Here is a 23,382-nt window from a genome sequence, read left to right on the forward strand (position 1 = left end):
CTCTCCGTGTAAGGGTGCTTCAGACCACGCCACCATTGGCGCGGACGATCTGGCCGTTGACCCAGCCGCTGTCATCTCCGGCGAGGAAGGCGACGATTCCGGCGATATCGTCGGGCTGCCCGAGCCGGCCGAACGGGTTCATGCCGGCGATCGCGCGCACCTGCTGCTCGCTCTTGCCCGCGAGGAAGAGCCGGGTCTCGACCGGCCCGGGCGCGACCGCGTTGACGGTGATGCGCCGGCTGCCGAGTTCCTTGGCGAGGATGTGGGTCATGGCTTCCACCGCGGCCTTGGTCGCCGCATAGACGCCGTAGCCGGGCTGATAGAGGCCGATGACGCTGGACGAGAAGCTGACGATGCGGCCGCCGTCGTGGAGCCGGCGTGCAGCTTCCCGCAACGATCGGAATACGCCGTCGAGGTTGATCGATGTCTGCCGCGCGAAGGCTTCGTCGGTCACCTCGGCGAGGGGTCCGAGCTCCATCACGCCGGCATTGTTGACGAGGATGTCGACGCCGCCGAAGGCCTGCTCGGCCGCATCGAACAACCGGGCCGGCGTTGTCGGATCGGCGAGATCGGCCTGAACGGCGAGGGCGCGTCCGCCGGCGGCCTCGATCTCGGCGACGAGCGCGCCGGCGGCCGCCTGGCCGCTCGCATAGTTGATCGCAACCGCGATTCCGTCCCGTGCCAGCCGGCGGGCGATGGCTGCGCCGATGCCGCGGGAGCCGCCGGTGACGATGGCGGCACGTTGATGTTGGTTGGTCATGATGGGCCTCCTCGGGGGTCTTCCGCCCCGAGATAGCTGATCGCGCCCTCCGGATAATCGCCCGGCGCTTGCCATCACTTGTCGGCTGTGGTGAACAATCGGCCATGGACCGCTTTGACGCCATGCGCCTGTTCATCCGCCTCGTCGAACGGCAGAGTTTTACGGCTGCCGCGGCCGACCTCGGCATTCCCCGCTCGACCGCGAGCGAGGTGCTGCGTGGTCTCGAGACGCGTCTCGGTGCACGGCTGCTCGAACGCACCACGCGGCACGTCACGCCGACGCTCGACGGCGAGGATTATTACCGCCGCTGCGTCGCCATCCTGGCGGAGGTCGAGGAAGCGGAAGCCGCGATGCGCGATGCGCAGCCGCGCGGCTTGCTCCGGATCGACGCACATCCCTTGCTGACCCGCACCTTCATCCTGCCGCACCTGCCGGAATTCCTGGCGCGCTATCCGCAGCTCGATTTGCAGATCGGGCAGGGCGACCGGCTGGTCGATCTCGTGCGCGAGGGCATCGATTGCGTGATCCGGTCGGGCGAGCCCGACGACAGCGGGATGATCTTGCGCCGCCTCGGCACGGTCGCGGAGATCACGGTGGCGAGCCCGGCCTATCTCGCGCGTCACGGCATGCCCGCGGCGCCCGATAGGCTCGACGGCCATCAGATGGTGGCGTTCATCTCCTCGCGGACCGGCGATGTGCTGCCGCTGGAATTTTCCGTTGCCGGTGGCTTGCGCCACATCGTGTTGCCGAGCCGGGTTCGCGTCAACAATTCCGACACCATGGCCGATCTCGCGCGGCTCGGCTTCGGCCTGGCGCAGGCGCCCCGCTATCGCTTTGCGGAGGATCTCGCCCGCGGCACGCTGGTCGAGGTGCTCGCGGATTATCCGCCATCGCCGACGCCGCTCTCCGCACTCTATCCGCAGAACCGCCAGCTCGCGCTGCGCCTGCGCGTCTTCCTCGACTGGATCTCAGGCATTTTCGCCACGGCGAAGCTGTGAGAGGGCGCTTCTTTGTGAGTTGTGCCCGCGCCGCGGACCGGTACGATGCGCGCGCTCCTGTGGACACGGGAGCCAGCACAGCGACCGGGAGGCGACATGAGCGGGCAGGACCACAAAGTCAAAGGATCGGACCTGTTTGTCGCGGCACTGGAGAACGAAGGCGTCGATCGCATCTTCGGCGTGCCCGGCGAGGAAAATCTCGACCTCGTCGAATCGCTCCGCACCTCTAAAATCGAGCTGGTGCTGACCCGCCACGAGCAGGCCGCCGCCTTCATGGCGGCGACGCATGGCCGGCTCACCGGCAAGCCCGGTGTTTGCCTCTCGACGCTCGGCCCCGGTGCGCTCAATTTGTCCACGGGTGCGGCCTATGCCCATCTCGGCGCGATGCCGATGATCTTGATCACCGGACAGAAGCCGATCATGAGCAGCCGGCAGGCGCGTTTCCAGATCGTGGATGTGGTCGCGACCATGAAGCCGCTGACAAAATTGTCGCGGCAGATCGTCAGCGCTTCCAGCATTCCGACCGTGGTGCGCGACGCGTTTCGCGTCGCGATGGAGGAGCGGCCGGGGCCCGTGCATCTCGAACTGCCCGAGGATATCGCCGGCGATGAAGTCCCTGCCGCGCCCGTGATCCCGGTTCACCCGATTGAAATTCCGGTCGCCCATCGCACCACGCTCGACCGCGCCGCCGACATGATCCTGGCCGCCAAGCGACCGCTGGTGATGATGGGCGCCGCCACGAGCCGGCCGCGCTCGACCCACGGCATCGCCAGCTTCGTACGGCGGACCGGCATTCCGTTTTTCACGACGCAGATGGGGAAGGGCACCGTGCCCGGCGGCACCAATCTCTACATGGGCACGGCAGCGCTGTCCGAGCGCGACTACGTCCATGACGCGATCGACGCGGCCGATCTGATCGTGGCGATCGGCCACGATCCGATCGAGAAGCCGCCCTTCATCATGGGACCGTCGGGGCCGAAGGTCATTCACGTCAGCTACACGCCGGCGAGCGTCGAACTGGTCTATTTCCCCGACGCCGAGGTCGTCGGTGATGTCGGCCCGAGCCTCGAGCTTCTGGCCGACCGGCTCGAAGGCAAGCTGCCGCAGGCGGCGGCGCTGCTGCCGCTGCGCGAGGAGATTCTGAAGCACATCGCCGACCGCGCCACCGAGGCGCGCTGGCCGCCGACGCCGCAGCGGATCGTGCACGACATCCGCCAGGTGATCCCGGAGAACGGCATCGTCGCGCTCGACAACGGCATGTACAAGATCTGGTTCGCGCGCAACTACCGCACCCGCGTCGCCAACACGCTGCTGCTCGACAATGCGCTGGCGACGATGGGCGCCGGCCTGCCGTCGGCGATGCTGGCCGCGATGCTCTATCCCGACCGACGCGTGCTTGCGGTTGCCGGCGACGGCGGCTTCATGATGAACAGCCAGGAGATGGAGACCGCGGTTCGCCTCAAGCTCAATCTCGTCGTGCTGGTGCTGGAGGACAACGCCTACGGCATGATCCGCTGGAAGCAGGCCGTCGACCATTTTGCCGATTACGGCATGACCTTCGGCAATCCCGATTTCGTCCTTTATGCCAAAGCCTACGGCGCCGAGGGACATCGCATCGAGAGCATCGACAGCTTTGGCCCGACGCTGGATGCCGCGTTCAAGGAGGGCGGCGTGCATCTGGTCGTGATCCCGATCGACTATTCGGAGAACGTGCGGGTGCTGGTCGATGAGCTGCGGGCGCATGAGAAGGCGAAGGGGTGATTGATGGAGCGAAGCTGTCTCCACATCGTCATTGCGAGCGCAGCGAACCAATCCAGGCTGCCTCCGCGGACAGACTCTGGATTGCTTCGCTGCGCTCGCAATGACGGACGTCTGGGCGAGGACCTCCTGCCGACATGACAATCACACTTGTGTCGCACTCTCCGATCTCCGACATTCCCAATCACCAAACCAACCACAGGAATATCAAATGACTCGCGTTCGCTGTATCACCGAGATGGGCATGGGCGTCGACGTCCACGGCAGGGACGCCACCAAGGCGGCGAAGCGTGCGGTGTCGGATGCGATCCGGCATTCGAGCCTTGGTTTCTTCCGCATGATCGACAAGACCGCGAACGACATGTTCGTCGATGTCACGATCGCCGTGCCCAATCCGGAAAGCGTGGACAAGGACGCGGTTGCCAAGGAGCTTCCCTACGGCACCGTGACCGTCACCGCGGTCAAGGGTGGGCTGGAGATTCCTTCGGCCACGGAAGTGGCCAACGACCCCATCCTGATCGCCAACGCCGCCGTCATCGTCAGCTTCGAGAAGGACTAGGCCCGTGTCCGACAGCGATGAGCGGCTTCTGGATCGTCCGATCTGGAGCGCGCTGACGACCAGCCAGAAGCACCTGGCGGAAGGCGGCCCGCAGGCGCTGCGCTATCCCGTAGACATGACGCCGTTCGCCGACATGGTGGACATGTCCGCGGCGAGCTTTGCCGCGCTCGGCGAACTCATGTCGCCCTCGCAGGTCGCCGCGCTGTTCACGCCGGACCCCGTTGATGTACCCGCCGGCTTCAAGGTCGTGCTGGCCGACGCTGGCGAGCAGATGATCGGCTCTCCGGCCGACAGTCCGCTTCATGATGCCGAGATCGTCCGGCTGGGTGCAGCCGACGTTCCCGCCATGATGGCGCTGACAGAGTTGACCAAGCCCGGTCCCTTCGCGCTGCGGACGCATGAGCTCGGAACGTTTCTCGGCATCCGCGCCGGCGGCGAACTGGTCGCGATGACCGGCGAGCGGATGAAGCCGGGAAAGTTCGTCGAGATGACAGCGGTCTGCGTCCACCCTGATCATCGTGGGCGGGGTTACGCGCAGGCGCTGCTCGCGGCGGTCGCGCGTCAGATCGAAGCGCGCGGCGAAATTCCGTTCCTGCACGTGTTTTCGAGCAACTCATCGGCCATCGCGCTGTACCAGCGCCAGGGGATGAGGATTCGGCGCCGCCTGCACGTCACGGCGTTCATGAAGCAGGAATGAGCCGCGTCGTTCGGACGGGCTTCATATCCGGCGAATTCACGCTATATCGATCCCAATCATCATTGGGGGAGCACATGGACGCCAGAACACCGGATTTTTCCGCCGCGCGGACGGCGATGCAGCGGTACGTCGATCAGGAGATCATTCCCGGCGCATCCTGGGCCGTGCTGCGCGGCCGTGATGTCGTCGATCAGCAATGCGTCGGCTTCGCCGACCGTGAGGCGGGCACCGCGCTGCGGCCCGACCACATTTTTCGCGCGTTTTCCAATACCAAGATCTTCGTCACTTGCTCGATCATGCTGCTGGTCGAGGAGGGCCGCATCGGGCTCGATGACCCGATCGAGAAATTCCTGCCGCAGCTCGGCCATCGCAAGGTGCTGAAACAAGGTGCGGCAAGCCTTGCCGAGGTCGAGCCGGCGAGGAGCGCGATCACGATCCGCCACCTTCTGACCCACACGTCGGGCCTCAGCTACGGCATCTTCGATCCCGGCACGGTGCTGTTCAAGGGTTACAACGACGCGCGCGTGCTCAATCCGCTGACTCAGCTCGCCGACATGATCGACCAGCTCGCCGGTCTGCCCCTGTCCTATCATCCCGGCGAGGGTTGGGAATATTCGGTGGCGACCGATGTGCTCGGCCACGTCGTGGAGGTCGTTTCGGGCAAGTCCCTCGATGCCTTCCTCAAGGCGCGCATCTTCGATCCGCTCGGCATGACCGATACCGGCTTCCATGTGCCGGAGGCGCAGCAGGGCAGGCTGGTCGCGCTCTACACCGGTGCCGACGTCCTCGATCCCATGAAGCCGGGCCTGACGCGAGCCGACAATCTTCCGTTTCCGCAGGCCTATCGGCGGCCGTTCCCGCGGCTGTCGGGCGACGGCGGCCTGGTCTCGACCCTGCCCGACATGCTCGCGCTGGTCCGTGCCCTGCTGCCCGGCTCGGATGCGCTGCTCAAGCCCGACACGCTGCGGCAGATGATGACGAACCAGTTGCCCGCGGGCCAGACCATCCGCTTTGCCAATCTCGGGCCCATCCCCGGCAAGGGCTTTGGCCTCGGCGGGGCCGTCACCTTCGCGCCGGCGCCCTTTGATCCCCCGAATTCGACCGGCGAATTCCAGTGGGGTGGCCTTGCCGGCACCCATTGGTGGATCTGCCCGCAGGCCAATACCGCCGGTGTGCTGATGGCCCAGCGCTATATGGGATTCTGGAATCCGTTTTTCTTCGAGTTCAAGCGCCTGTCCTATCAGGCCGTCGGAGGCTGACCGCAAAAAATTGTCGCCCGCCGCGAATCCTTTTGGGTCGTCGCGCCCTCTTGACGGTCGAGGCATTTTGCTTCGGCTCTTCTCGGAGGATGTGATGGCATTCTACAGAAAGAACATCGGTGGCCTGCACCAGGCGGTGCGAAGGTGCGCCTGCATCGTGCGCGCGTCCTGATGCGCGAATATCTGACGAGGTGATTGGAGGATGCAGGCGGGAGGCCAAGCCTCCCGCCCACTGTTTGCGTTAGTCCTTCCACGGATCGAATTCGCCTTCGCCGGCCATGGCGACGGCGAACGGCCGCAGCGTGTGCAGCACCCGTACGGTCCCGGCGTGCTCCGCCAGCACGTCGGGCAGGCGGCGATAGGCCATCGGGCTCTCGTCGAGGTCGGCACCGATCAAGGTGACGCCACGCTCGTTGAGCCAGCGGTCCATCTCTGCGCGCGAGAAGCGCCGCTTCGCCTCCTTGCGTCCAAACATGCGGCCGGCGCCGTGCACGGTCGAATAGAGCGAAGCCTTGGCTTCCGGACTGTCGACGCCTTCGAGGATGACGGCGTCGTCACCCATCGAGCCGCCGACGAATCCCTTCTGGCCGGGAAACGCCGGCGTCGCGCCCTTGCGCACCACCCACAGATCCCGCCCGTCGTGGGTTTCACGCCAGGCATAGTTGTGGTGGTTGTGCACGCTCTCGGTGACGCTGCCGCCGATGATCTGGCGAACGCGCTCGACGACCCACTCACGGCCCGCATAGGCGTAGCGCCCGGCGAGCTGCATCGCCGCGATGTAGCGCCGGCCGAGCTCGGACTCCTCGTCGACCACGGCGGGTGGGACGTTCATGCCGTCCTTGCCGCCGGCGGCCTTGAGGTAGCGCGTCGCGGAGGTGTGCCCGAGACCGCGGCTTCCGAAGTGGACGCCGATCCAGACAAAGCCGTCCTCGTCGCGCATGAGGTCGACATAGTGGTTGCCCGACCCGACCGTGCCGAGCTGGCTCACCGCCTTCTGGCGGTAGGCCTCCATGTCGCTCTCGCGCCAGGCATCGCCGTCGTCGAACAGCGCGTGCTCCGCCCGCTCGGCGTTGGCGCGGCCGACGCCGAACGAGATCACCTTGGCGACGTCGCGGATGATCGTGGGCACGATCGCCGCAATGTCGTCGAAGCGCGTGTCGAGCTTCGCAGCCATGTTGCCGCAGCCGATGTCGAAGCCGACGCCCGAGATGCTGATCTGCTTCTCGTAGGCGATGACCCCGCCGACCGGCTGGGCGTAGCCGAGATGGCCGTCGGCGCAAATCACGCCGGACACGACATTGCCAACCGCCATGCAGTTGCGCATCTGCGCCACCGTCGCATCCTCATGCGGGCCGAAGATCTTCAGCGGCGCATTCTGGAAGCGAGCCTCCTGCGGACGAAGCTCGGCGATCGCGCTGGCGGTCGCATCGGCCTCACGGGCGAGGTGCTCCTTGCGCGCGGCGTCCCGGTAGGAGCACCAGGCCGGCTGGCCGCGTCCTTCGCCAACGCGCGAGTCGGGATCGACGCCGGCGGCGAGGCAGAGCTCGCGGGCGCGTTCCATGAAGGGATCGGATCGTCGCATGGTCGTATGTCCTGCTTAACGTATTGCTTTGGGCAACAAAAAACCCTCCTGAGCGGTCGGCTCGGGAGGGTCCGTGAGATGTGGACTCTTGATCTCGCTATCAGGCAAGACCTCTCCCATGAGCCGAGCGTTCGCGATCGATTGACCGTAGATCATTCGACAGGCGGACCAGGATTGCGTAGCGGTACGGCATGGCTCGGTTCATGATGTGCTTCGCGAGCGGAAGTGCTGGCGAGGGCGCACGACCTACGCTCGCAACTTGCAGATGTCAAGCGATGCGCGGGTGAAATTTGAAATGATGGACGCATGATTTGCCGAACTATCTCGGCCTCGACGGATTTCGCTTCGGCTGGGTCGCTGCCTGGATCGATGAACGTGGCCATCATGGTTTCGATTACTCGCCGGGCCTGACGCGCCTGCTCGCGCTGCCGCACGCACGCGCGATGATCGACATGCCGATCGGCCTGGAGGAGCGCGGCTATCGCGCTTGCGATCTGCGTGCGCGCGAGCTGGTTGGCCCTGCCGTGTTTCTCGGTGCGCGTCGGGATCTCTGGAGATTTCCGGACATGGCAGCGGCCAATCGCCACTACTGGAAGCACGAAGGCGAGGGCAGGGGTGTGTCGGCGCAGCTCTGGAACATCAGGGACAAGATCCGGGACGTCGACGAGATCATGACGCCGGCGCGGCAGGCCACGATCGGCGAAGCGCATCCGGAATTGATTTTCTGGAATCTGGCAGGGCAAATCCGGCTTGCGACCAAGACATCTGCAGAAGGTCGCGAGCAGCGCATCGCGCTGCTGACGCAACGCGGCTTCACGCGCTTGCCGAAATGGCTGACGCTTCGCTACGGCACCGGCATCGGTCGCGACGATCTCATCGATGCCTGTGCCTGCGCGGTTGCGGCACGCGACAGCAGGCAGCGGGTCGGCGGGGAGAAGGTCGATCCGCGCGGGCTGCGGATGGAGATCAACTACTGAAGGCTGGACGCCGGTCTCGCTCGGGAAAAAGTGGCAATTTATTTGACGCATATAGGAACCGCCGATGGTCAGCCGGCGTTCCCCGTCCGAACATTTGATAGAGAAGCTCGGCGATGAATGATGCCAGTCAGTTCGCGACCGCGATGCTCGCGCTCGTTTTCACCGCGGCCCTGCTCGTCACCGGGCAGCTCTTCATCGAGCAGCGCGCCCAGCGCGATATGACGTACGCCATGGGCCATTTGCTGCGGCCGTTATGATCCGGCTGACCGCTCAACCTTGCGTCGTTCGGTGGCTCGCCTAGATTAGGCGGAAGCTCACAAACGAAGCCGGGGTCCCGATGTCCGATCTTTCCTCCTTTGCCATCACCAGGCGCTGGCCGGCCAAGCATCCCGAACTGCTCCAGCTCTACTCGCTGCCGACGCCGAACGGCGTCAAGGTTTCGATCATGCTGGAGGAGATCGGGCTGCCTTACGAGGTGCATCTCGTCGACTTCGGCAAGGACGATCAGAAGACGGACGAATTCGTCTCGCTCAATCCCAACGGCAAGATCCCGGCGATCCTCGATCCCAACGGTCCCGGTGGCAGGCCGCTGCCGCTGTTTGAATCCGGGGCGATCCTGCAATACCTCGCGGAGAAGACCGGCAAGCTTTTGCCCGAAGATGCCGCGCGCCGCTACCAGACCCTCGCCTGGTTGCATTTCCAGATGGGCGGCATCGGGCCGATGTTCGGCCAGGTCGGCTTCTTCCACAAATTCGCCGGCAAGGATTTTGAGGACAAGCGGCCCCGTGACCGCTACGTCGCCGAGGCCAAGCGCCTGCTCGGCGTGATGGAGACGCATCTGACGGGCCGGCAATGGTTCATGGACGACGACTACACCATCGCCGACATCTCCATGCTCGGCTGGGTGCGCAATCTCAACGGTTTCTACGGCGCCGGCGATCTCGTCGAATTCAGCCGATTCACGTCGGTCGGTGCCTGGCTCGAACGCGGCCTTGCGCGTCCGGCCGTGCAGCGCGGGCTGAACATTCCGCCGCGGCCTTGAAACTAGCCTACCGCTTTGTAGGTCATGTAGAGCGCCATCAACGCAACGAGGGCGATCATGCTCCGGCGCAGCACCGATTTGCCGACGCCGTTTGCTAAGCGCGCGCCGAGATCGGTGCCGACCCAGAGGCCGGCGACGATGCCGATGATGGCGGGCCAGCCGACCATGAGGCCCTTGCTCCAGTAGATCCAGGCCGCGGGAATGTTGGTCGGGATAATCGAGAAGATGAGGCTGACGAGTTGCGCCTGGTGCTGCGGTACGCGCAGCCCGGCGGCGAGACCGACCGTGATCGCGAGCCCGCCGCCGATGCCCATGAAGCCGGAAGAAAAGCCGGCAAGGAAGCCGATGAGCAGAAGGGGAGGCCAGGGCAGCTGCTCGCGATCATGGACGTCGCCGCCGCCGTCCTTGCGGTCGCGACGCAGGATCAGGAGCGCGATCAGCGCGACGAGATAGGCGACATAGGTCCATTGCAGGACCGCGTCGGAGACGGCGGCCGCGGCATAGCCGCCACCCGCGCCGCCGGCGAGAAATCCGATGGCGATCCAGACGATCCACGGCAGCGGGCTGCGGTTGCCGCTTTGCCAATAGCGGCGCGCGCCGGCAAGGCCCGTCGGCGGGATCTGCGTGATCAGCGAGGTGCCCTGGGCGATGTGTTGCTCCGCGCCGAGCAGCAGCACGCTGAAGATGACCAGGCCGCCGCCAGGACTTGTGCCCGTGAAGCCCGACGCCAGCCCCGCGACGAGGCCGACGCCGCCGCCGGCGAGAAGCTCGTGAATCCAGGACATCATTCACGTCCTGCTTCGGCGCTTGATGTCCGTCTTGGTCGTGCGAAAACCCTCGATCACGCTCGAGACGGCCGTCATGCCGGCCGCGACGTCAAAATCCTCGCCCCAGCATTTTTGCAGCACAAGCCCCTGGAAGATCGCGACCAGCACGCGCGCGATCGCGTCAGCGCCAACGTCGCGCTTGATCAAGCCGTCGTGCTGGCCGCGCTCGACCAGGGCCACGATCAGCGCGCGCGGCATGGCGATGCCCTCGACGACGCTGGTGCGGACGCGGCGGTTGCGCAGCGCCTCGGCCCAACCGTGAATGCCGACGCGGCGTCGCGCTTCGCCCGCGGCATCGGTGAGCCATTGCGCGTAGACGCGAACCAGCGCGTGCAGTCCCTCGATGGGATCGCCGGAGCCCTGCGCGACCGAATTGAGGACGGCCTCGCGGCGATGCCGGTCGTCGGCCAGCGCCTCGATCAGATCGTCCTTGCTCTGAAAGTAGAGATAGACCGCGCCATGGCTCAGGCCCGACCGCTTCACGATGTCGGCCATGCCGGTCTGGTGAAATCCGTCTTCCGAGAAGCAGGCGAGCGCCGCTTCGAGGATCTGCTGACGCCGGTCTTCACGTTTCTTGTCGCTGATTTTGGGCATCCGTCCGGTCCATAAATAATTGACAGATCAATCGTTTTGGAATTGTGGTCAGAAAAGCCAGGGCGCAGGCGCGAATTATAAAAAACGATCAGTCAGTCATTTTATAATCGAATCATATTCTGGTCAAGTCGGAGCGGCTTGGCTGACGAAAGGGAACGAGGCGATGGCAGTAGTGCAGACGTTAGAACAGCCGCCCGCCGTTCGGCACGGGCTTGCCCGGCTGCACCAGCACGACGTTGCCGTCGGCATCGGGGAAGCCAAGCGTCAGGACCTCCGAGATGACGGGACCGATCTGGCGCGGCGGGAAATTGACGACGGCCGCGACCTGCTGCCCCACCAGTGTCTCCAGCGGATGGTTTTCGGTGATCTGTGCCGAGCTCTTGCGCACCCCGATCGCGGGGCCGAAGTCGATCCACAGCCGAAAGGCCGGCTTGCGCGCCTCCGGGAAGGGTTTGGCGTCGACGATGGTGCCGACACGGATATCGACTGCGAGGAAGGCGTTGAAGTCGATGGTCGGCGACGCGGCCGCGGCGGGATCGTGGGTGACGTGCATCATGTATCCGTTCGGAGGGCTGGCTTCGTTCGCGATATTGTCGCGCGAAGGAGAGTTTCGTACAACGCCGCAGCCGAAGCATCACGCATGCGCGAGGAACTGGTCTTGCCCAACATCATCTACGGCATCAAGAATTGCGACACCATGAAGAAGGCGCGCACCTGGCTCGATACCCACGGCGTCGCCTATGAATTCCACGACTACAAGGCGGCGGGCGTCGAGAAGGACAAGCTCAAGCAATGGAGCGACAAGGTCGGCTGGGAGACGCTACTCAATCGCGCCGGCACGACCTTCAAGAAGCTGCCCGATGCCGACAAGGAAGGCCTCACCGAGAAGAAGGCGCTGGCGTTGATGCTAGCGCAACCATCGATGATCAAGCGGCCGGTGCTCGAAGCCGGCGGCAAACTCCTGGTCGGCTTCAAGCCGGACATCTATGCCAAGGACGTCAAAACCAGATAGGTCGTGGCCGGTTAATTCAGCTCGATGATCTCGGTGGTGACGCCGGGCTGATCGGCGAATTCGACAACGTCGGCCGCAGCGATGCGGCCGGGTGCGCGATGGAAGAGGTCGTGGTCGATCACCGCGCGCAGTTTCGGGCGCGGCGGCGCGTCATTTCCGCGCATCAGATTCTTGATCTCGAAACCGCCGTCCTCGCAGAACGTCTTGACCGAAGCGATGATGTGACAGACCGTGCCGTCGGTCTGGAACGGCAGCAACAGCCGTTCATAGGCAACCACGCGGCCGTAGATGTCGTCGACGTCGGCAACGCTGTAGACCGGAAGCCCGCGCGCCACGCATTCATGATAGAACGGCATCACGAACGGCACGAGCTGCGGACCGATATAGTCGTCGAGCAGAACACCCTTGCCGGTATGTCCATAGGCACGTGAGATGCGCGTGCCTTCGCTCTGGATGGTGAGGCGCGGCGCCGCTGCAGAATTGTCCACCGTGTAATAGATGAGATCGGACAGCTCTTCCTCGAGCCGCGCGGGTTGATACTCCCAGATCGCCGGTGCCGTCTGCTCGCGCGCATAAAGTCGCAGCCACGTGTTCAGGAGATCACGCTGCCTGATCGACTTGACGACGGAGGGAGCTGCGCTTGCAAATTCCAAGACAATATTCCCGGCGATAAAAACGCGTACATGATCCAGCTTGCGGGAAAATTTTTGATGAAGGCTGGCGCAAGGAACGAAAGACCGTTAACGACGGCTTGATAACCGGTGCTTTGAGAGCCGGGAGGCCGGGCAGGCGACAACAAATCAAGTCCGACTAAGGGAGCATAAGCCTCCCGGCCGGAGACCTGATCTGCTCAGCTTTCCGCCTTGCCTAACCCCCGTCACCTCCGGCATATTCCGCGCCCGGAGGCGGCGTTCCGGGACGGGCTCCAAGGCCTCCGGAAAGCCGAAGTACACCAAGGATAGCCACGCGCATTTCGCGGGCAGGGGGAAATCTGTTTGGCCGATGAGTTCATTCTCGAAACGGAAGGCTTGACCAAGGAGTTCGCGGGCTTCTTCGCCGTCCGCGACGTTGCGCTCAAGGTTCGCCGCGGGAGCATCCACGCGTTGATCGGCCCGAACGGGGCCGGCAAGACGACCTGCTTCAATCTTCTGACCAAGTTCCTCAAACCGTCCGCCGGCAAAATCCTGTACAAGGGACAGGACATCACCGCGATGGCGCCGGCCGATGTGGCCCGCATGGGCCTCGTCCGTTCATTCCAGATCTCGGCGGTCTTTCCGCATCTCACCGCGCTGGAGAACGTTCGTGTCGCGCTTCAGCGCCAGCACGGCAGCTCCTTCGATTTCTGGCGCTCCAAATCCGTGCTCAACCGCTTCAACAACCGCGCGCTGGAACTGTTGAACGATGTCGGCCTCAGCGAGTTTGCCAACACCCCGGCGGTCGAGATGCCCTATGGGCGCAAGCGCGCACTGGAGATCGCAACCACGCTCGCGCTCGACCCGGAGATGATGCTGCTGGACGAGCCGATGGCCGGCATGGGCCACGAGGACATCGACAAGATCGCGGCGCTGATCAAGCGCATCTCTGCGAAATACACCATCTTGATGGTCGAGCATAATTTGAGCGTCGTCGCCAATCTCTCCGACATCATCACCGTGCTGACGCGCGGGCAGGTGCTCGCGCAGGGCAATTACGCCGAGCTCACCAAGGACGAGCGCGTCAAGGAAGCCTATCTGGGAGCCGGTCATGCCTGAGATTGCAACCGCGGAAGCTCCCGCGAAGACCGCTGCCGGCGGCAACATCCTTCAGGTCCGCAACCTCGAAGCCTGGTACGGCGAGTCCCACATCCTGCACGGGATCAATTTCGACGTGAACGCAGGCGAGGTCGTCACGTTGCTTGGCCGCAACGGCGCCGGCAAGACGACCACGCTGAAGTCGATCATGGGCATCATCGGCAAGCGGACCGGCTCGGTGAAGTTCAACGACCAGGAGATCATCCGCGCGACCTCCGACAAGATCGCGCGGATGGGCATCGCGTTCTGCCCGGAGGAGCGCGGAATTTTCTCCAGTCTCGATGTGCGAGAGAATTTGCTGCTGCCGCCGGTGGTTCGCCCGGGCGGATTGCCGCTCGAGCAGATCTTCGACCTGTTTCCCAACCTGAAGGAACGTCTCAACAGCCAGGGCACCAAGCTCTCCGGCGGCGAGCAGCAGATGCTCGCGATCGCGCGCATCCTGCGCACCGGCGCGAGCTTCCTGATGCTGGACGAGCCGACCGAGGGCCTCGCGCCCGTCATCATCCAGCAGATCGGTCACACCATTGCACGGCTCAAGAAGGAGGGCTTCACCATCCTCCTGGTCGAGCAGAACTTCCGCTTCGCATCCACCGTCGCCGACCGCTATTACGTGGTCGAGCACGGCAAGATCATCGACGGATTTTCCAATTCGGAGCTTGCCGCCAACATGGACAAGCTCCACACCTATCTCGGCGTTTGAGACTACCAACGAGAAGAATTCAAAAAGGAACGTTGCATGAAGACCAAGTCGATTGCGTCATTGCTGCTGACCACCGCGCTCACCTTCGCCGCAACAGGCGCAGCGTTCGCGCAGGACAAGACCGTCAAGATCGGCGCGTTGTCCGATCAGTCCGGGCTCTACGCCGACCTCGGCGGACCCGGCTCGACCCTCGCCGCGCAGATGGCCGTTGAAGATTCGGGCCTTGCTGCGAAGGGCTGGAAGATCGACATCATCTCGGGCGATCACCAGAACAAGCCCGACATCGGCACCGCGATCGCGCGGCAGTGGTTCGACGTCGAGAAGGTCGACATCATCGTCGACGTGCCGAATTCCGGCGTGGCGCTCGCCGTCAACAACGTCATCAAGGAAAAGAACGGCGTCTACATCAATTCCGGTGCTGCGACCTCGGACCTCAGCAACGCGCAGTGCTCGCCCAACACCGTGCACTGGACCTACGACACCTACATGCTGGCCCACACCACCGGCCAGGCGCTGGTGAAGGCTGGCGGCGACACCTGGTTCTTCCTGACCGCGGACTACGCCTTCGGCGCGGCGCTCGAGCGGGACACCAGTGCGGTCGTCACCGCCAATGGCGGCAAGGTGGTCGGCGGCGTCAAGCATCCGCTGAACACGCCGGATTTCTCGTCCTTCCTGCTGCAGGCGCAGGCGTCCAAGGCCAAGATCATCGGCCTTGCCAATGCCGGCGGCGACACCACCAATACGATCAAGCAGGCGGCCGAGTTCGGCATCGGCAAGGGCGGCCAGAAGCTCGCGGCGCTGCTGCTGTTCCTCACCGACGTCAAGGCGATCGGCCTGGAGACCGCGCAGGGCCTCAACTTCACCGAGACCTTCTACTGGGACATGAACGACCAGACCCGCGCGTTCTCCAAGCGCTTCGCCGCGAAGATGAAGAACAGCGCGCCGCCCACCATGGTGCAGGCCGGCGTCTATGCGGGCGTGCGCCACTACCTCAAGGCGCTGGAAGCGCTCGGCGGCAATTCGCATGACGGCGCGAAGATCGTCGAGAAGATGAAGTCGATGCCGACCGAGGATGATCTGTTCGGGAAGGGCGAGATCCAGCCCAACGGCCGCACCATCCACAACGCCTATCTGTTCGAGGTGAAGAAGCCCTCGGAGTCCAAGGGGCCGTGGGACTTCTACAAGCTGGTCGGCACGGTGCCGGGCGACCAGGCCTTCACGCCGCTGTCCGAGAGCAAGTGCGCGCTCTTGAAGAAGTAGGATAACGGCCCGCAGGCCATCAGGCCCGCGGGCGACTTTCAGGGAACGCCGAAGGGACCGGGTGCGGGATCGATGCAGGCTCTTTACGCTCAGCTACTGGTGGGACTGATCAACGGCTCGTTCTACGCGCTGCTCAGTCTCGGGCTTGCCGTGATCTTCGGCATGCTCAACATCATCAATTTCGCCCACGGCGCGCTCTATATGATGGGTGCCTTCGTCGCCTATTTCCTGCTCAACAATGATTATCTCAGTATCGGCTACTGGCCCGCACTGATCATCGCTCCGATCGTCGTCGGCATCTTCGGCATGATCCTGGAACGGACCATGCTGCAATGGCTGACCGGGCTCGACCATCTCTATGGGCTGCTCCTGACCTTCGGCATCGCCCTGATCGTGCAGGGCGTGTTCCAGAACTATTTCGGCTCCTCGGGCCTGCCTTACGCCATTCCGGACCAGCTCAAGGGCGGCATGAATCTCGGCTTCATGTTCCTGCCGGTCTATCGCGGCTGGGTCGTCGTCTTCTCGCTGATCGTGTGCATCGCCACCTGGTTCCTGATCGAAAAGACGCGGCTCGGCGCTTACTTGCGCGCGGCCACCGAAAATCCGACGCTGGTGCGCGCCTTCGGCATCAACGTGCCGCGCATGATCACGCTGACCTACGGTCTCGGCGTCGGTCTTGCCGCGCTCGCCGGCGTGCTCTCGGCGCCGATCAACCAGGTGCGGCCGCTGATGGGCGCCGACCTCATCATCGTGGTGTTCGCGGTGGTCGTGATCGGCGGCATGGGATCGATCATGGGCTCCATCATCACCGGCTTCGCGCTCGGCGTGATCGAGGGCCTGACCAAATATTTCTACCCCGAGGCCTCCAACACCGTCGTGTTCGTGCTGATGGTGTTGGTGCTTTTGGTGAAGCCAACGGGATTGACGGGAAGGGCGGCCTGACATGACAGCCTTGACGGACGACACGCTGCCGGTAGCCCCGCGCGCCATTCGCGACGAAATGATCGTCTTCGTGGTGATGGCGCTGCTGCTGGCCTCGGTGCCATTCAGCGGCATCTACCCGTTCTTCGTGATGCAGGCGCTGTGCTTCGCGCTGCTCGCCTGCGCCTTCAACCTGCTGATCGGCTATGGCGGCCTGCTGTCGTTCGGCCACGCGATGTTCCTGGGAACGGCCGGCTATTGCAGCGCGCATGCGCTGAAGGTATGGGCGCTGCCGCCGGAGCTCGGCATCCTCGTCGGTGTCGCGGGGGCTTTCGTGCTCTCGATCGTCACCGGCTACATCTCGATCCGCCGCCAGGGCATCTATTTCTCGATGATCACCCTGGCGCTGTCGCAGCTCCTGTACTTCATCTACCTCCAGGCGCCGTTCACCCATGGTGAGGACGGCATCCAGGGCATTCCGCAAGGGCACATGTTCGGCGTGTTCGATCTGTCCAAGCCGACCGTGCTCTACTACGTCGTGCTGGTCGGCTTCCTCGCCGGCTTCCTGCTGATCTACCGCATCATCAACTCGCCGTTCGGCGAGGTGCTGAAGGCGATCCGCGAGAACGAGCCGCGCGCGATCTCGCTCGGCTACCGGACCGACCAGTACAAGTTCCTGGCGTTCGTGCTGTCGGGCACGCTGGCCGGCTTTGCCGGATCGCTGAAAGTGTTCGTGGCGCAGAACGCCTCGCTCACCGACGTGCACTGGTCGATGTCGGGCGAGGTCGTGCTGATGACGCTGGTCGGCGGTCTCGGCACCATCTTCGGCCCCGTGGTCGGCGCCTTCGCGATCATCGCCATGCAGCAATATCTGGCAGGGTTTGGCCAGTGGGTGACGGTGATCCAGGGCTCGATCTTCGTGATCTGTGTGCTGACCTTCCGCCGCGGCGTCATCGGCGAAATCGCGCATTACTTCCGGCGGTCGCTCTAAGGCATTGATTTAAAGTCAATTTATCCTCCGCGCGAAAGTGGTGGATGATCCGGCTTCGCGGGCGTGAGGTGACGCACGCGGATCGAAAATGGTCTATGACAGTTTTGTGACGGTCCTTTTGGGCCGGGCCATTTCCAACCGGTAGCCACTTCCCATGATGCGATGGTTTCGCGCGTTCCTGCCCAAGGAAGAACGCTTCTTCGACCTGTTCGACCGCCATGCCCAGACCGTGATTCAGGGCTCGATCGCGCTCCAGGGCATGCTCAACGGGGGCGAGGAGACGCCGGTCTACTGCCAGCGGGTCAACCAGTTCGAGAATGACGCCGACAACATCACCCGTGAGGTGCTGACGGCGGTGCGACGCACCTTCATCACCCCGTTCGACCGCGGCGACATCAAGAACCTCATCACCTCGATGGACGACGCCATCGACCAAATGCAGCAGACGGCCAAGGCCGTGATGCTGTTCGAGGTCCGCAGCTTCGAGCCGCCGATGCGCGAGATCGGCGCGCTCCTGATCGAATGCGCCAACCTGGTCGGCCGGGCGCTGCCGCTGATGCAGTCGATCGGCCCGAACGTCGCGATGCTGACCGCGATCACGGAGGAGCTGGGCAAGCTGGAGGGCCGGGTCGACGATCTCCACGACATCGGGCTGAAGGAACTGTTCCTCAAGCACCGCGACGGCAACGCGATGGATTTCGTCGTCGGGGCGGAGATCTACGACCATCTCGAAAAGGTGGCCGATCGCTTCGACGACGTCGCGAACGAGATCAACAGCATCGTCATCGAGCAGGTCTAGGGGCGGCGCCGTGGATGCTGCGTTGGGTCTTCCCGTCCTGGTCGGACTGATCGCCGTCGCGCTGCTGTTCGACTTCCTCAACGGCCTGCACGACGCCGCCAATTCGATCGCGACCATCGTCTCGACCCGCGTGCTGCGGCCGCAATTCGCGGTGCTCTGGGCCGCGTTCTTCAATTTCATCGCCTTCATGGTGTTCGGCCTCCACGTCGCCCAGACCATCGGCACCGGCATCATCGATCCCTCGATCGTCGATGCCCAGGTGATCTTCGCGGCCCTTGTCGGCGCGATCGTCTGGAATCTCGTGACCTGGGGCCTCGGCATCCCGTCCTCCTCGTCGCATGCGCTGATCGGCGGGCTTGTCGGCGGCGGCATGGCCAAGGCTGGAATCTCGGCGGCGGTGTGGAGCGGATTGTCCAAGGCGGTGCTGGCGATCGTGCTGTCACCGCTGGTCGGCTTCCTGCTGGCGATGGTGCTGGTCGCAATCGTGTCCTGGGCCTCGGTGCGCTCGACGCCGTTCGCGGTCGACCGCGCCTTTCGCATCCTGCAATTCGCCTCCGCCTCGCTCTATTCGCTCGGCCATGGCGGCAATGACGCGCAGAAGACGATGGGCATCATCGCCGTGCTGCTCTACTCGCAGGGCCATCTCGGCAGCGACTTCTCGGTGCCGTTCTGGGTCGTGCTGTCCTGCCAGGCGGCGATGGCACTGGGCACGCTGATGGGCGGCTGGCGCATCGTCCGCACCATGGGCCTGCGCATCACCAAATTGACCCCGATGCAGGGCTTTTGCGCCGAGACCGGCGGCGCCGCGACGCTGTTCATGGCGACCTTCCTCGGCGTTCCCGTCTCGACCACCCACACCATCACCGGTGCCATCGTCGGCGTCGGCGCGGCCCGCCGCGTCTCGGCGGTGCGCTGGAACGTGGCGAGCTCGATCGTCTATGCCTGGGTGATCACCATCCCGGCCTCGGCCATCGTCGCAGCGCTGACCTGGTGGGCGGTCCAAATCTTCGTCAGGTAACGAATTTCAGTCCGGCAATACCGGCGACGATCAGGCCGATGCTGGCAAGGCGGAACGCTGTGGCCGGCTCGCCGAACAGGATGATGCCGAGTGTCGCAGTGCCGACCGCGCCGATCCCGGTCCAGACCGCATAGGCGGTTCCGACGGGCAGTGATTTGAGAGCTATCCCGAGCAGGATGACGCTGCCGGCCATGGCCGCGAGCGTGATGACGGACGGAACAAGCCTGGTAAAACCCTCTGTGTATTTCAGGCCGATCGCCCAGGTGATCTCGAGAAGACCGGCGACGAACAGGATGCTCCAGGCCATGACGACCCTCCGTTCAAGGCAGGGTCGTCCCCGCGGGCAAGGATGCGTGAAAAAGGAGGGTCGTCCCTCCCGAAGGCCGATATGGGGCTGGCCGAAGGGCTCCGCAATCACCAGATCAGGCTTGATCCGGCCGATTTTCCCTGCCAAACGCTGCCGCCATGTCCGACATCGCCACCACCACGGCCGAATCGCCGGCCCGTTCCCCGCTTGCCGCTGAAGTGTCGCGGCGGCGCACCTTTGCGATCATCTCGCACCCGGACGCCGGCAAGACCACGCTGACCGAGAAGCTGCTGCTGTTCGGCGGCGCCATCAATCTGGCCGGCCAGGTCAAGGCCAAGGGCGAGCGGCGCAACACGCGTTCGGACTGGATGAAGATCGAGCGCGAGCGCGGCATCTCGGTCGTGACCTCGGTCATGACCTTCGAGTTCGAAGGCCTCGTGTTCAACCTTCTGGACACGCCGGGCCATGAGGACTTTTCGGAAGACACCTATCGCACGCTGACGGCGGTGGACTCCGCGGTCATGGTGATCGACGCCGCGAAGGGCATCGAGGCGCGCACGCGAAAACTGTTTGAGGTGTGCCGTCTTCGGGACATCCCGATCATCACCTTCATCAACAAGATGGACCGCGAGAGCCGCGACGTTTTCGAATTGCTCGACGAGATCGAGAAGACGCTGGCGCTCGACACCACGCCGATGACCTGGCCGGTCGGTCGCGGCCGCGACTTCCTCGGCACCTATGATGTCATCAACGGCGGCGTGCGCCTGCTCGAAGGCGGCGGCGCCAAGACCGGCGCGGCGCAGCAGATCGAGATCGCCGAGCTCGCCAAGCTCAACGCCAATCTCGACGCCTCCGCGGTGAAGGACGAACTCGAACTCGTCACCGAGGCGTCAAAACCGTTCGAGCTGGAAGCATTTCGCGAGGGCCATCTGACGCCGGTCTATTTTGGCAGCGCGCTACGCAATTTCGGCGTCGGCGACCTGCTCGAAGGTCTTGGCAAGTTCGCGCCCGAGCCGCGCGCGCAGGAGAGCGACCAGCGCAAGATTGAAGCCACCGATCCGCGCATGAGCGCCTTCGTGTTCAAGATCCAGGCCAACATGGATCCGAACCACCGCGACCGCATCGCGTTTGCGCGCCTCTGCTCCGGCAAGCTCAGCCGCGGCATGAAGGCCAAGCTGGTGCGCACCGGCAAGAGTATGCCGCTGTCGAGCCCGCAATTCTTCTTCGCACAGGACCGCTCGGTCGCGGATGAGGCCTTTGCCGGCGACGTCGTCGGCATTCCCAATCACGGCACCTTGCGCATCGGCGACACCCTGACCGAGGGCGAGGATTTCACCTTTGTCGGCGTGCCGAGCTTCGCGCCGGAAATCGTCCGCCGCGTCCGTCTCACCGACGCGATGAAGGCCAAGAAGCTGAAAGAAGCGCTTCAGCAGATGTCGGAAGAGGGCGTCGTGCAGGTGTTCCGCCCGCGCGACGGTGCGCCGGCACTGGTCGGCGTGGTCGGCGCGCTCCAACTCGACGTGCTGAAGGCGCGCCTTGACGCCGAATATTCACTGCCGGTCGAATTCGAGGTCAGCGAATTCCAGCTCGCGCGCTGGGTTTCGTCCGAAGATCGCAAGAAGCTCGATACCTTCATCGCCGCGAACACGTCGAGCATTGCCGACGACGTCGACGGCGATCCCGTCTATCTCGCCAGGAACGAGTTCTATCTCGGCTACGCCAGGGAACGCGCCGAGGGGATCGAGTTCACCAACGTCAAGGACGTCAAGAAGAAGGGGTAGGGCAGGCTCGCTGCTCGCCACGCTCTCGGCTCTGGAGCCACCCTGCGTTGTCATGCCCCGCGAAGGCGGGGCATCAAGTACGCCGCAGCCCCTCATCACAACTGTCACGGAGCACTGGGTCGCCCGGTCCTAGTGCGCGATTGCGCACTGGCCGGGCGACGACACCGGGGTTAAACGCGAGCATGTGAACAGCCGCGGGCTTGACGCGCGCTTTGATGATGCCACGTTTTGATCACTTGGCATCTTGAGCGCAAAAAGCATGTGGCGCGGCATTCTCGTTCTCATCCTGCTGGCGATCTCGACCATCGCCGCCGATGCGCAGCGCCGGCAGATCAATCCGATCCCTTTTTCGCACGAGCCGTGCAGCGTGCTCGACGGCCGTCCCTGCACGCCGTCCTATTGCAGCCCGCTCGAGCCCGGCCCCTGCATTCCCGAAATGGATTATCCCTACGGGCAGAATCTCCAGCTCACGATCCAGAGCGTCCCGCCCGAGGCCGACCGCGCCAAATATCAAAAGCCCGATCATGACCTCGACACGATCGGCGACCTCTTCGCCGAGCTGCGCACCTGCTGGTCGCCGCCTTCGGACAATGCGCGGGCGGGCATGCAGATGGCGGTGCGCTTCAGCTTCAACAAGGCGGGCGGTTTGATCGGTCCACCGCGGCTGACCTTTGCGACGGCGGGCGTCCCCGCGGATACTCGGACCACCTATCTCAACGCGATCAATTCATCGCTGAAGGCGTGCCTGCCGCTGAAATTCACCAGCGGTCTCGGCGGCGCGCTGGCCGGGCGGCCGATCGCGATCCGCTATGTCGATAATCGCGAGTTCGCGAAGTAGCACAGCTCTATCCCCTCATCCTGAGGAGCGCGCTTGCGCGCGTCTCGAAGGATGAAGGCCACGCTGTTGCGGCAGCCGGGCCTTCATGGTTCGAGACGGCGCTGACGCGCCTCCTCACCATGAGGGGAAGAGTTGCGACCAGCAGCCAATCGATGATACGCCATTGGCGGGGGCTGCTTTGCGGGGAGGATGTCGTGGGTCTGCTGGTCATGATCCTGGGGCTGGTGCTGTTTTTCGCGGCCCACGTTTTCACGACGAAACGCGATGCGCGCGCGCAGGCGATCGCGAAGCTGGGCGAGGGGACCTACAAGATCCTCTATTCGGTGGCCTCGCTTGCGGGGCTGGCGCTGATCATCTGGGGCTTTGCCCATTATCGAGCGACCGGCTGGATCGACGTCTGGTATCCGCCGAAGGCGCTGAAGCACATCACGCTCGCGCTGATGCTGCCGGCCGTCATTCTCGTGGTCGCCTCTTATTTGCGCGGTCGCATCTATGCGACGCTGAAGCATCCGATGCTGGCCGGCATCAAGCTGTGGGCGGCCGCGCATCTGCTCGCCAATGGCGATCTCGGCTCCATCATCCTGTTCGGCTCCTTCCTGGGCTGGGCGGTCTATGACCGCATTTCGCTGAAGCATCGTACTGACGCCGGCGGCCCGCCGATACCGGTGGGCGGCGTCACCAACGATCTGATCGCGGTCGCGGTCGGAATCGTCGCCTATCTGGCGCTGGCGTTCGCGTTCCATCCCGTCGTGATCGGTGTTCCCGTGATGGGCGTCTAGCGCATGATCCGGAAAAGTGTGCGGCGGTTTTCCGACAAGATCATGCGCCAAACATAAAGGCAGCCGATCAGCGCAAGACCGTTCCGCGCAGCCGTGCACGGAACGTGACGAAGCAACAAGCTCAGGGCATTCC

General features: G+C 64.1%; 26 protein-coding genes. 19 read left to right on the forward strand and 7 right to left on the reverse strand.

Annotated elements, in window-relative coordinates:
• Positions 1-19: 19 nt before the first annotated feature.
• Entirely contained in the window at positions 20-760 is a 741-nt protein-coding gene (locus tag I3J27_RS16260) for an SDR family oxidoreductase (RefSeq protein WP_270171188.1), read from the reverse strand.
• A 104-nt stretch (positions 761-864) separates the two neighbouring features.
• Between I3J27_RS16260 and I3J27_RS16265 the strand changes: the two genes are divergently transcribed.
• From I3J27_RS16265 to I3J27_RS16285, 5 genes are all read left to right on the forward strand, one after another.
• Positions 865-1,758, forward strand: a complete 894-nt coding sequence (locus I3J27_RS16265) for a LysR family transcriptional regulator (protein WP_270171190.1) — start codon at positions 865-867, stop codon at positions 1,756-1,758.
• 96 nt (positions 1,759-1,854) lie between these two features.
• Positions 1,855-3,519 carry an acetolactate synthase large subunit gene (locus I3J27_RS16270; protein ID WP_270171192.1) on the forward strand — a complete coding sequence of 555 codons (1,665 nt, stop codon included), beginning with the start codon at positions 1,855-1,857 and terminating at the stop codon, positions 3,517-3,519.
• A gap of 208 nt (positions 3,520-3,727) precedes the next feature.
• Positions 3,728-4,075, forward strand: coding sequence for a Lin0512 family protein (locus I3J27_RS16275; protein WP_270171194.1), 348 nt, complete (start codon positions 3,728-3,730; stop codon positions 4,073-4,075).
• A gap of 4 nt (positions 4,076-4,079) precedes the next feature.
• Positions 4,080-4,772 (forward strand): GNAT family N-acetyltransferase, encoded by a 693-nt coding sequence (locus I3J27_RS16280; RefSeq protein ID WP_270171196.1) that lies wholly within the window; start codon positions 4,080-4,082, stop codon positions 4,770-4,772.
• A 74-nt stretch (positions 4,773-4,846) separates the two neighbouring features.
• On the forward strand, positions 4,847-6,031 hold the full coding sequence (locus I3J27_RS16285) for a serine hydrolase domain-containing protein (protein WP_270171198.1): 1,185 nt from the start codon (positions 4,847-4,849) through the stop codon (positions 6,029-6,031).
• 241 nt (positions 6,032-6,272) lie between these two features.
• Here the strand turns inward: I3J27_RS16285 and I3J27_RS16290 are convergent, their stop codons facing one another.
• Positions 6,273-7,613: an RtcB family protein gene (locus I3J27_RS16290; protein WP_270171200.1), complete on the reverse strand. Its 1,341-nt coding sequence runs from the start codon at positions 7,611-7,613 to the stop codon at positions 6,273-6,275.
• Between the two features lie 311 nt (positions 7,614-7,924).
• On the opposite strand from I3J27_RS16290, the gene I3J27_RS16295 reads away from it, so the two are divergent.
• The 3 genes from I3J27_RS16295 to I3J27_RS16305 all read left to right on the forward strand — a co-directional run bounded on the left by I3J27_RS16295 (position 7,925) and on the right by I3J27_RS16305 (position 9,632).
• Entirely contained in the window at positions 7,925-8,590 is a 666-nt protein-coding gene (locus I3J27_RS16295) for a DUF429 domain-containing protein (RefSeq protein WP_270171202.1), read from the forward strand.
• A 113-nt stretch (positions 8,591-8,703) separates the two neighbouring features.
• On the forward strand, positions 8,704-8,847 hold the full coding sequence (locus I3J27_RS16300) for a hypothetical protein (RefSeq protein ID WP_270171204.1): 144 nt from the start codon (positions 8,704-8,706) through the stop codon (positions 8,845-8,847).
• 80 nt (positions 8,848-8,927) lie between these two features.
• The gene (locus I3J27_RS16305; RefSeq protein ID WP_270171207.1) at positions 8,928-9,632 is read left to right on the forward strand and encodes a glutathione S-transferase family protein; all 705 of its coding nucleotides are present in this window, start codon (positions 8,928-8,930) and stop codon (positions 9,630-9,632) included.
• A 2-nt stretch (positions 9,633-9,634) separates the two neighbouring features.
• On the opposite strand, the gene I3J27_RS16310 is transcribed toward I3J27_RS16305, so the two are convergent.
• The 3 genes from I3J27_RS16310 to I3J27_RS16320 form a co-directional block, all read right to left on the reverse strand.
• Entirely contained in the window at positions 9,635-10,417 is a 783-nt protein-coding gene (locus I3J27_RS16310; RefSeq protein ID WP_270172815.1) for a sulfite exporter TauE/SafE family protein, read from the reverse strand.
• Between the two features lie 3 nt (positions 10,418-10,420).
• Positions 10,421-11,053 carry a TetR/AcrR family transcriptional regulator gene (locus tag I3J27_RS16315; RefSeq protein WP_270171213.1) on the reverse strand — a complete coding sequence of 211 codons (633 nt, stop codon included), beginning with the start codon at positions 11,051-11,053 and terminating at the stop codon, positions 10,421-10,423.
• A 181-nt stretch (positions 11,054-11,234) separates the two neighbouring features.
• A complete protein-coding gene (locus tag I3J27_RS16320; protein WP_270172817.1) occupies positions 11,235-11,606 on the reverse strand; it encodes a tRNA-binding protein in 372 nt (123 codons plus the stop codon).
• 105 nt (positions 11,607-11,711) lie between these two features.
• Here I3J27_RS16320 and I3J27_RS16325 point away from each other — a divergent pair, with 105 nt between their 5' ends.
• Positions 11,712-12,065: an ArsC family reductase gene (locus I3J27_RS16325; RefSeq protein WP_270172818.1), complete on the forward strand. Its 354-nt coding sequence runs from the start codon at positions 11,712-11,714 to the stop codon at positions 12,063-12,065.
• 11 nt (positions 12,066-12,076) lie between these two features.
• Here I3J27_RS16325 and I3J27_RS16330 read toward each other — a convergent pair whose 3' ends face one another.
• Positions 12,077-12,718, reverse strand: coding sequence for a hypothetical protein (locus I3J27_RS16330; RefSeq protein WP_270171215.1), 642 nt, complete (start codon positions 12,716-12,718; stop codon positions 12,077-12,079).
• Positions 12,719-13,060: 342 nt separating this feature from the next.
• Between I3J27_RS16330 and I3J27_RS16335 the strand changes: the two genes are divergently transcribed.
• From I3J27_RS16335 to I3J27_RS16365, 7 genes are all read left to right on the forward strand, one after another.
• Positions 13,061-13,816: an ABC transporter ATP-binding protein gene (locus I3J27_RS16335; RefSeq protein ID WP_254118694.1), complete on the forward strand. Its 756-nt coding sequence runs from the start codon at positions 13,061-13,063 to the stop codon at positions 13,814-13,816.
• Complete coding sequence (locus I3J27_RS16340) at positions 13,809-14,555, forward strand: ABC transporter ATP-binding protein (RefSeq protein WP_270171219.1); 747 nt, start codon at positions 13,809-13,811, stop codon at positions 14,553-14,555. The genes I3J27_RS16335 and I3J27_RS16340 overlap by 8 nt, the downstream gene beginning before the upstream one ends.
• A gap of 36 nt (positions 14,556-14,591) precedes the next feature.
• Positions 14,592-15,815 carry an ABC transporter substrate-binding protein gene (locus I3J27_RS16345; RefSeq protein ID WP_270171221.1) on the forward strand — a complete coding sequence of 408 codons (1,224 nt, stop codon included), beginning with the start codon at positions 14,592-14,594 and terminating at the stop codon, positions 15,813-15,815.
• Positions 15,816-15,887: 72 nt separating this feature from the next.
• Positions 15,888-16,757: a branched-chain amino acid ABC transporter permease gene (locus I3J27_RS16350; protein WP_270171223.1), complete on the forward strand. Its 870-nt coding sequence runs from the start codon at positions 15,888-15,890 to the stop codon at positions 16,755-16,757.
• A 1-nt stretch (position 16,758) separates the two neighbouring features.
• Positions 16,759-17,727 (forward strand): branched-chain amino acid ABC transporter permease, encoded by a 969-nt coding sequence (locus I3J27_RS16355; protein WP_270171225.1) that lies wholly within the window; start codon positions 16,759-16,761, stop codon positions 17,725-17,727.
• Positions 17,728-17,881: 154 nt separating this feature from the next.
• Positions 17,882-18,526 (forward strand): DUF47 domain-containing protein, encoded by a 645-nt coding sequence (locus I3J27_RS16360; RefSeq protein ID WP_270171227.1) that lies wholly within the window; start codon positions 17,882-17,884, stop codon positions 18,524-18,526.
• A gap of 10 nt (positions 18,527-18,536) precedes the next feature.
• Positions 18,537-19,544, forward strand: a complete 1,008-nt coding sequence (locus tag I3J27_RS16365) for an inorganic phosphate transporter (RefSeq protein ID WP_270171229.1) — start codon at positions 18,537-18,539, stop codon at positions 19,542-19,544.
• On the opposite strand, the gene sugE is transcribed toward I3J27_RS16365, so the two are convergent.
• A complete protein-coding gene (gene sugE / locus I3J27_RS16370; RefSeq protein WP_270171231.1) occupies positions 19,537-19,851 on the reverse strand; it encodes a quaternary ammonium compound efflux SMR transporter SugE in 315 nt (104 codons plus the stop codon). The two genes, I3J27_RS16365 and sugE, sit on opposite strands and share 8 nt — an antisense overlap.
• A 158-nt stretch (positions 19,852-20,009) precedes the next feature.
• Here sugE and I3J27_RS16375 point away from each other — a divergent pair, with 158 nt between their 5' ends.
• The 3 genes from I3J27_RS16375 (at position 20,010) to I3J27_RS16385 (ending at position 23,249) form a co-directional block, all read left to right on the forward strand.
• A complete protein-coding gene (locus I3J27_RS16375; protein ID WP_270171233.1) occupies positions 20,010-21,632 on the forward strand; it encodes a peptide chain release factor 3 in 1,623 nt (540 codons plus the stop codon).
• Positions 21,633-21,891: 259 nt separating this feature from the next.
• Positions 21,892-22,470, forward strand: a complete 579-nt coding sequence (locus tag I3J27_RS16380; RefSeq protein WP_270172819.1) for a UCP034077 family protein — start codon at positions 21,892-21,894, stop codon at positions 22,468-22,470.
• 194 nt (positions 22,471-22,664) lie between these two features.
• A complete protein-coding gene (locus I3J27_RS16385; RefSeq protein ID WP_270171235.1) occupies positions 22,665-23,249 on the forward strand; it encodes an NnrU family protein in 585 nt (194 codons plus the stop codon).
• Positions 23,250-23,382 lie beyond the last annotated feature (133 nt).

The sequence above is a fragment of the Bradyrhizobium xenonodulans genome, from assembly GCF_027594865.1.
Classification (GTDB): Bacteria; Pseudomonadota; Alphaproteobacteria; order Rhizobiales; family Xanthobacteraceae; genus Bradyrhizobium; species Bradyrhizobium xenonodulans.